At 40.5% G+C, this 8041-nt stretch carries 7 protein-coding genes; 3 read left to right on the top strand and 4 right to left on the bottom strand.

Annotated features, from left to right (window positions below; all coding sequences use genetic code 11):
- Positions 1-3 precede the first annotated feature (3 nt).
- From Q0200_RS07605 to Q0200_RS07595, 3 genes are all read right to left on the bottom strand, one after another.
- On the bottom strand, positions 4-192 hold the full coding sequence (locus Q0200_RS07605) for a hypothetical protein (RefSeq protein WP_103607522.1): 189 nt from the start codon (positions 190-192) through the stop codon (positions 4-6).
- A gap of 1166 nt (positions 193-1358) precedes the next feature.
- A complete protein-coding gene (locus Q0200_RS07600) occupies positions 1359-2630 on the bottom strand; it encodes an ArsS family sensor histidine kinase (RefSeq protein ID WP_297939900.1) in 1272 nt (423 codons plus the stop codon).
- The gene (locus Q0200_RS07595; RefSeq protein WP_297939898.1) at positions 2623-3402 is read right to left on the bottom strand and encodes a response regulator transcription factor; all 780 of its coding nucleotides are present in this window, start codon (positions 3400-3402) and stop codon (positions 2623-2625) included. The genes Q0200_RS07600 and Q0200_RS07595 overlap by 8 nt, the downstream gene beginning before the upstream one ends.
- 38 nt (positions 3403-3440) lie before the next feature.
- On the opposite strand from Q0200_RS07595, the gene Q0200_RS07590 reads away from it, so the two are divergent.
- Genes Q0200_RS07590 through Q0200_RS07580 form a run of 3 tightly spaced genes read left to right on the top strand, consistent with a single transcriptional unit; the run spans position 3441 to position 7171 of the window.
- The gene (locus Q0200_RS07590; RefSeq protein WP_297939895.1) at positions 3441-4868 is read left to right on the top strand and encodes a metalloid reductase RarA; all 1428 of its coding nucleotides are present in this window, start codon (positions 3441-3443) and stop codon (positions 4866-4868) included.
- Positions 4869-4889: 21 nt separating this feature from the next.
- Positions 4890-6647, top strand: coding sequence for an FAD-dependent oxidoreductase (locus tag Q0200_RS07585; protein WP_194172106.1), 1758 nt, complete (start codon positions 4890-4892; stop codon positions 6645-6647).
- Positions 6644-7171, top strand: coding sequence for a cytochrome c3 family protein (locus tag Q0200_RS07580; RefSeq protein ID WP_297939891.1), 528 nt, complete (start codon positions 6644-6646; stop codon positions 7169-7171). The genes Q0200_RS07585 and Q0200_RS07580 overlap by 4 nt, the downstream gene beginning before the upstream one ends.
- A gap of 180 nt (positions 7172-7351) precedes the next feature.
- On the opposite strand, the gene Q0200_RS07575 is transcribed toward Q0200_RS07580, so the two are convergent.
- On the bottom strand, positions 7352-8041 hold a 690-nt coding region (locus Q0200_RS07575), incomplete at its 5' end, for an alpha/beta hydrolase-fold protein (protein WP_297939888.1).

The following is an 8041-nucleotide window of genomic DNA, read 5'->3' as shown; positions in this document are numbered from 1 at the left end:
CCTTCAACTACTTTTTAGCTCCCTATATATAAAAAGCAAGCCAAGCAACGCCATGACAGATCCCACTGGTATATTTAGACCATAAGGGATAACATCTCCTTTTGGCAGACCAAAAATATTTATTGGTGGAGCTGGATCTATGAGTATAGACAGCCCTCCAGCAAAAATAATAAAACCTATTAAATCATTCATTTATTTTTCACTTTTACACTAACTGTCCATTTGTTAGACGGTGCTGCTTATCATTTTTATTTACTATCATATTGTGGCATTGTAACCAACCCACATTATAAATACAAATATAGCTTGTACCAAAGAGACGCCACCTATTGTAACGTCCATTGTTTTAAAATTCTTTTTTAGAAATATCTTATACAAATTAGCATTAGCCAAATTAGAAGAATTACGATCGTGTAAAATAACGCCACACTTCCATACTTTATCTCTATATTTTCTAGGTTCTTCTTGGTAAGGTCGCTTTTTTTAATATCATTTTTTATTGCAAAAAATCCATAAAAACATACCAAGATAAAACCAAGTGCATCTATATAATAAATTTATCCAAAAAAGTATTTTAGTAGCTTTATAAAAGTAGTACTACGAAATATATTGCTATAAACCACTGAAAATTATCGTAAATTTCTTCATTTTTATTACCCGTATCTGAGTTGTATTACGTCGCCCGGCAGTCTGACACCTACTTCAAATATAGTCTTGCGGTTAATATTTTCTCCTGCTGCTCCGGCACCACTTGTAGTAAATCCCATAAATCCACCAACCCTAGCTTCTATAAGAATTCTATTTATACCCACATCTTTTGTTCTATCTTTAAGCTGAGAACATGGCTCTGTGGATGGGTTGACAAAAGCATCTCTGCTTGTCCTATTGATTATTTTTTAGCCCCTTGTATATAAAAAATATACCAAATAATATCATGAGTAGCCCGACCGGTATATTTAGACCATAAGGAATAGTATATCCTTTTGGTATACCGAAAGGATTTATTGATGGAGTGGGATCTATCATAATAGATACTCCTTCAACAAAAATAATAAAACCTATTAAATCATTCATTTGTTACGCATTTCTATATTTTAGATATCGCTCCACGATTGTTTACTGCTTGCTGATATTACCTTATTTTTGCTATATCCGTACTATTGTGTCTTAATATATCGTCGCTAGCTAGCTTCTTGCTTTTTGGAGTATTGGCTAAGAGTTTTTATTTTATCGCATTACTGCTGTTTCTGTCTTTTAGTGCATCTATACTAACGTCAGTCGATAAGTCTAAGGCTAATTTTATATTATTGTTTGTTGATTATGCAAATTTGCAAATACCTTCCTAATTTGTTTAGAAGTTAGACGAAATATATCATAAAAATATTTTTACCATCTTCGTGTTTGTATTTTAGTGTATGGCCGTGCTTTTTGAAAATTTGATTTGCTATGTAAAGTCCAAGCCCAAGTCCAGAATTTGAAGTTTCTACTCTTCTGTTAAACGCCCTATCAAACTCAAGTCTTTCTGGCTCAAGCTCGTCTCCCACGCTACTTATGCACAGAGCACTTTTATCTATAGTGACAACAACCTTGTCGCTTGAGTATTTTAAGGCGTTATCGATCAAATTTTTAACTCCTGTCGCATAAAGCTCAAAATCAACCTCAACAGCGCTTATATCGCCATCTGCTTGCACCTCTATGCGGCTTGTATCTTTTAGTAAAAGCATATCTACCGAGTGATCGACGATGTCTATGACTCGGTGCTTGTTCTTTTTAAGCTCCCACTCGCTCGATACTAGTTTTTCGACCTTGACGACTTCGCCCAGTATCATCTCTAGCCTTATAAAAATTTGTTTTAACCTATCTCCCGCCTTATCATCTTGTAAAATTTCAGCTATCATGTCCGCCATGATCCGCCCTTTCATTATCGGGTTGCGAAATTCATGCAAGATATTGCGCAAAAAGAGTGCTCTAGCCTGTTTTATGGCGTCTATCTTTTGCATAGTCGTGTTAAATTCGCCAGCGATTTGGCCTATTTCGTCGTTTGCCTCTACTTTTATCAGCCTAAATTTATCCTCCTCGCCTGCTCTTCTTATCATATTTTTTAAATTTCTAAGCCTTAGCAGTTTTTTCAAAACGACTATAAAAAATGCGACCATCACGATATTTACTACAAGCCAAAGTATCCAAATGCCATTTGAAGAAATTTCTTCTAAATTTTCTAAAGGCACATCGTTTTTTGCTATGTCATCTTTGCTTGATATATTAAGCCCTGCCGCATCCATAATGCGCGAAAACATTTTTGGATCGATAGAAGAAAATCTAGGCACAAAATAAAACTTTTTGTTATACCTTATCATATCAGCATAGGAGTCGCTATAAATTTTCTCTCCGCCTTGCCTGATCTTAATAGGATCAAGCTCGCTACTTTTAAGACCTATTTGCGCTAGTTGTTTAGCCGCGTTGCCTTCTACTTGTCCTCGTATACGCATACCCAGCATAAAACGCTCATAAGTATGATACTCTGCGTCTCTAATCTGCTTTTTTGATTCGATAAAAAATGCCAAATTTACCGTAATGAGCGCAGCAAAAAAGAAAAAAGATATGAGTTTTATGATAGATATATTACGCATTGATAAATTTATACCCTATACCGCGCACGGGGTGGATGAAGTGTGGATTTTTAGGGTCGTCTCCTATCTTTTGGCGCAAGCGCCCTATGGCTACGTCGATACTTTTTAGCCCACTTTGAAATTTAGCCTGACCCAAATTTATCAAAATATCCTCTCTTGGTATAACCATCCCCTCTTTTTCATAAAGGTAGATAAAGATGTCAAATTCCGCTTTCGTTAGCGCTATCTCCTCTTTGTTTTTTATGACGATACGCCTTTGTTTATCGACGCAAAAGGTTTTGGAGTCATCGCCTGCTTGTATCCCTCGGCGAAGTATTGCCCTTAGCCTAAAAGCAAGCTCTATAGGCTCATACGGCTTTACCATATAGTCATCCGCCCCAAGCTCAAAGCCCTTTATCTTATCTAGCGTTTCACTGCGGGCCGACGATATGATGATAGGTAACGATGGATAGCCTTGCCTAACATGCTTGCACACGTCAAGGCCGTCCATATCTGGCAAACCAAGATCAAGCACCAATGCGTCAAAAGTATTTTTTGCGTCTAGAATTTTAAGTCCTTCAACCGGATTTGTGACTATGGTTACGCCAATCTCGCTTTTTGCCAATGCAAATTTCAAAAGCTCGGCCAGTTCAAGATCGTCTTCTATAAGCAAAATTTCTATCATAGTAGCTATTATATCAAATTTAAAATTTAAAACTAAAAAATATTTTTTAGTTAATGTTACCAAAATCTTACCGTTTTTGATAGGCCTACATGTTATGATTTCGCTCATAAATCCAAAGATGATGGTGTAAAAATTTAAAGGAGGTTATGGTGAAAACATGTTTTTTGACGATCGGCAAGAGTAAATTTGCTCTTAGTTTGGCTGCGTTTATGGCTATGGCGTCCAGCGCTAGCACTAGCGATAGCTTGGCGGAGGCTTTACAAACAAGCACTATGGGTGCGACAGTATTTTCATACTACGATATGGACTCGACAGAGTACTTCCCGCCAGCTAGCAGAACAAATAAAATTCGTGAGCACATCGGTGGTTTAGGTGCTGAGCTTAGGTTTTTAACTGGCTCTTACTACGGCTTTAGGCTCGGTCTTACGGCTCAGGGTTTGGTAAATTTCGGTCCGTCAAAGGCCGCAAAAGATTATTTTGCATACGACTGGAATAGCGAAGGTGTAGCACTTTCAGAGGCCTACTTAGGATATGAAAATAACTATATCGACTTTAAACTAGGTCGCCAGTACTACAACTCAAAATACACCGGCCTTGTGCCGCCGCTTGTTGCTACAAACACGGACGTGGGCTACAAAGAGGCATTTGAGGGCGTGAGCGCTAGGATAAAGCTTGATAGCATAGATACCGTTATCGGCCTAGCAGACTTTTGGAAATTTGCCGGCAGATCAAGCGCCGTAACTGGTGGAGATCACGGCGCGCCAAGGTTTAAAGATAGAGTTATCATCGGCGGCTTTGGACCTTACGGCTATAAATTTGACAATATCTTTAACTCGTTTGTAACATATAGCGGCATCCCTGGCGTCTCGCTCACAGCTGGCTACGCAAATGTCTCAGGCATCGAGTATGATGACGCAGCCAACTCAAAAGGCGATATAAATTTCTACTTCGCAGCAGCTGGTTACAAAACGCCTACGCTTTTTGAAAACGCGATCGTTGGCATAGACTTTATGTATAAAGGCTCAAGAACAAACGGTACTTTAAAAGAGAATTTCGACTTTAACGGCGATTACTATGCAGGTATGATAGGGCTTTATAATGCTTATGGCGCTGATTTTAGATACGCATACTCAACCGTTAGTAAAAACCAGATGTCGCTTCAAGGCATAGGAAACGACGTTGGCTCATTTACGGCTACTCCGATCTATGGTCCGTTTTTATTTATGAATTTTGCTGGTATGAATTTACATAAATTTAGCGCAGGCTACGACCTTAGCAATGTAGGCGCCGAGGGTCTTAGAGTGGATGCTGACTACTGGTATGGCAAACAGCACAATGGTAGCAACGTTCGCTCAGGCGGCCTTCATGGTCAAGCACCAGGAACTAGAATCGACGTAAAGGGCTGGGACGTGCAAGTAACTTACAAAGTCCCTGCGGTTAAGGGTCTAAAACTATCAGCTATCTATGAAACATTAGATAGAAAGCTAAAGTATACAAACGGCAGCTCTAACGGCAAGACAAGAGATGAAGAGCTTTGGTTAAGAGCCTCTTACGACTTTGACATATTAAAATAAACTTAAAGCATGGAGTATAAAATGGTAGAAAATAACGAACTATCACGTCGCTCGTTTTTAAAACGTAGTGGCGCACTCACACTTGGCTCAGTTGCAGCAGGATCAGCGCTGCTAACAGGCTGTGATAACCCAAATAACCACCTCATCCACCCAGAAAAGGAGACCACAAAAGCACCTGATGTGCCAAAATGGCTAGGTGTTGAGCCTGAAATTTCAGACAAAGATATAAAAGAGACGCTTGAAACCGACGTGCTTATCATCGGTGCTGGCGTTTCAGGGCTTCACGCTGCGCGCGCTGCTAGCGAAAAAGGCGCAAGGGTTATCGTCCTAGAAAAAGCCGGTCGCTTTCAGGTTAGAAGCGGTCAGTACGGCACTCTAGGCAATAAATTTCAAAGAGAGCTTGGTATCAAATATGACAAGAATGCGGCCATAAATGAACACTTAAAACAGATGGGCTACCGCGCCGATCAGCGAGTGTGGAACTACTGGGCGGATCACAGCGGCGAGGACTTTGACTGGATGATAGAGCTTGCTCCTGCGGTGCATTTTATGAAAGAGACCGATACGCAGCTTGATAGAAGTAAGATAAATTTGATGCTTATGCACTATCCACTCCCGGCCGGATACGACCCAAGTAAGGAAAACAGCCCAAGCTACCCAACCGTTATGTCCTTTTTACCTAGTCAAGAGCCGATGATGGAGCTAGTTTATGAAAAGTCTATAAAACAAGGTGCAAAGTATATCTTCAAAACTCGTGCGAAAAAGCTTCTTCGCGACAAAACAACTGGCAAAATGCAAGGAGCGATCGCGCAAAATATGGCTGATGGCTCATATATCAAGATAAATGCTAAGTCGGTGATACTTGCTACGGGCGATTATATGAATGATCATGAGATGGTAAAGACATTTGTGCCGTGGGTGGCAAATTTCTTCTGTCCGTTTCCAAACAGAGACTACAAAAACAATCCGACCAACACGGGAGACGGACACAAACTTGGCTCATGGATAGGTGCAAAGCTAGAAGACGGACCGCACGCACCAGTCGCTCACACGCTTGGCGGACCGCTTGGCGTTGATGCGTTTTTACTAACAAATGCAAAGGGAGAGCGCTTTACAAATGAAGATCTAAGCGGTCAGCAAGTCACTCAGCCGCTCTCTCGCCAACCAGGAGGCTTTGGCTGGCAGGTATTTGACTCTAAATTTCCAGAGCAAGTCGGCCTCATGGGCGTATCACACGGCAGTGTAAACCACTGTGTAGAAGATAATCCAAAGCTTCCACCTGACTGCCAGTGGGCGATAGGCAAAACATCGTATATATCGGTAAAAGATATTGAAGAGATGCCTGATGTCATAAAAGCAAACACCATTGAAGAGCTTGCTAGTAAGCTCTACCCTGATAACAAAAAGGCGCAAACACAGTTTTTGGCGACCATAAAACGCTACAATGAGCTATGCGACAAAGGCTATGATGATGACTTTGGTAAGACCGCTAAGAGGATGTTTCCAGTCCGCCATGCGCCGTTTTATGCTGGCAAAATGGGAGTAGGTGCGAGCCTGGTCGTAATGGGTGGCTTTACCGTAGAGCCAAGCACTGCAAACGTGCTGGATACCGACTATAACGAAATTTCTGGACTTTATGCCTGTGGTAATGTTATGGGCGGACGCTTTTTGGGAGATTATCCAGTAGTTTTAGCCGGCACTAGCCACGGAACATGCCTATGCTACGGACGCTTAGCAGGCTATCAGGCTGCGGCAAACGCAAAAGGAGTACAAGCATGAGCAATAGAAAAAAATATACGATAATAGGACTAATAGTAGCCGCTATCGTGGGCTTTATAGCGTTTCACCAAATAGAGGCTGCTAGCCACAAGGCTGAATTTTGTATCTTGTGTCACAACATGCAGCCAGAGTACGACTCTTATACAAAAGGAAATTTGCTAGCCAAAAAGCACAATGACGCAAACGTAACATGCCACGATTGCCATACACCAACCATAGGTGAGCAACTAAACGAGGTCAGGATGTATGCGATGGGCGATTTTGAGATGCCAACAAAACAAAGAGGATTTACAAACGAGCAATGCACAAGCTGTCATAAGGTAGATGAGATCAGAAAAAAGACCGCAAACTATGGTTTGTCTAACCCACATAATGGTGTCCATAATAGAGACAATGAAATGCTTCAGTGTCAGTCATGCCACGCAGTGCATCATCCACAAAAGCTAAATACTTGTATGTCTTGCCACCCGATAGACTGGAAGGTAGATAGCAGCTGGAAGATGTATCCACCTACTAAAAAATAATCTCCTACTTGACAAATCCGCCTCACCTAGGGCGGATTTATCTCCTCTGTAAATATAAATGGTTTGAGATAAGCTAAACTGTATAGATCTAAGCTACTATAAGCCAGGTTTATGGGGAAATTTGCTTTTAGATATTAAAAAAAAAATTGCCACTAAAATATTTTAACCGATGTCTTTAAATTATTTGCTTACATGCTTTACGATATCTTTTAGCACTAGCGGTATTACGTCGCCGTGTCCTTGCCCTTCGTAGATTTTAAATTCGTATTTGACGCCCGACTTTTTTAGAATTTCAGCCAAATCTGCCGCCTTTAGTATATTTTCTTTATCTGTTTTACCCGCTCTTTTTTCTAATTCTCCTACGCTAAGTCTTATAAAACTCGCCTTTAATCTAATTTTTAGTTTGCCGTCGTTATCTAAAGCGTCTTTTAGAATTTTAGAATCTCCCCACCAAAGAGACGGAGAAGCTATAAAAAACTCATCAAATATACCGTCGTTTTGTAGAAGCGAATAAACTAAAAATAGTCCGCCAAAAGAGTGACCGTAAAATATTTTTTCGCTATTTTTTATATCGTATTCTTTGTATGCAAACGGCATTAACCGCTCTTTTATAAATTTATAAAATTTGTCTGCATTGCCGCCTTGTTCGTATTCGTCGCCTTGGGCTAACGGCGTTAAGTCCTTTGTTCGCCTTGCGGTATCGTAAGCTAGCGGCGTATCGTATCCGACGCCTATGATAAGCGGTACATTGTCGTTTGAAGTAAAATCTTTAAATAAATTAAGCAACACGGAAAATTGCGCATTTGCATCGAGCATAAAAATCGCTTTTGGATAAACGTTGCGGTTTTTCGGCACGGCTTGAAAAATTTT

It is taken from the genome of uncultured Campylobacter sp. (genome assembly GCF_938045225.1).
Taxonomy (GTDB): domain Bacteria; phylum Campylobacterota; class Campylobacteria; order Campylobacterales; family Campylobacteraceae; genus Campylobacter_A.
This window is presented reverse-complemented; position numbering and strand designations above follow the sequence as displayed.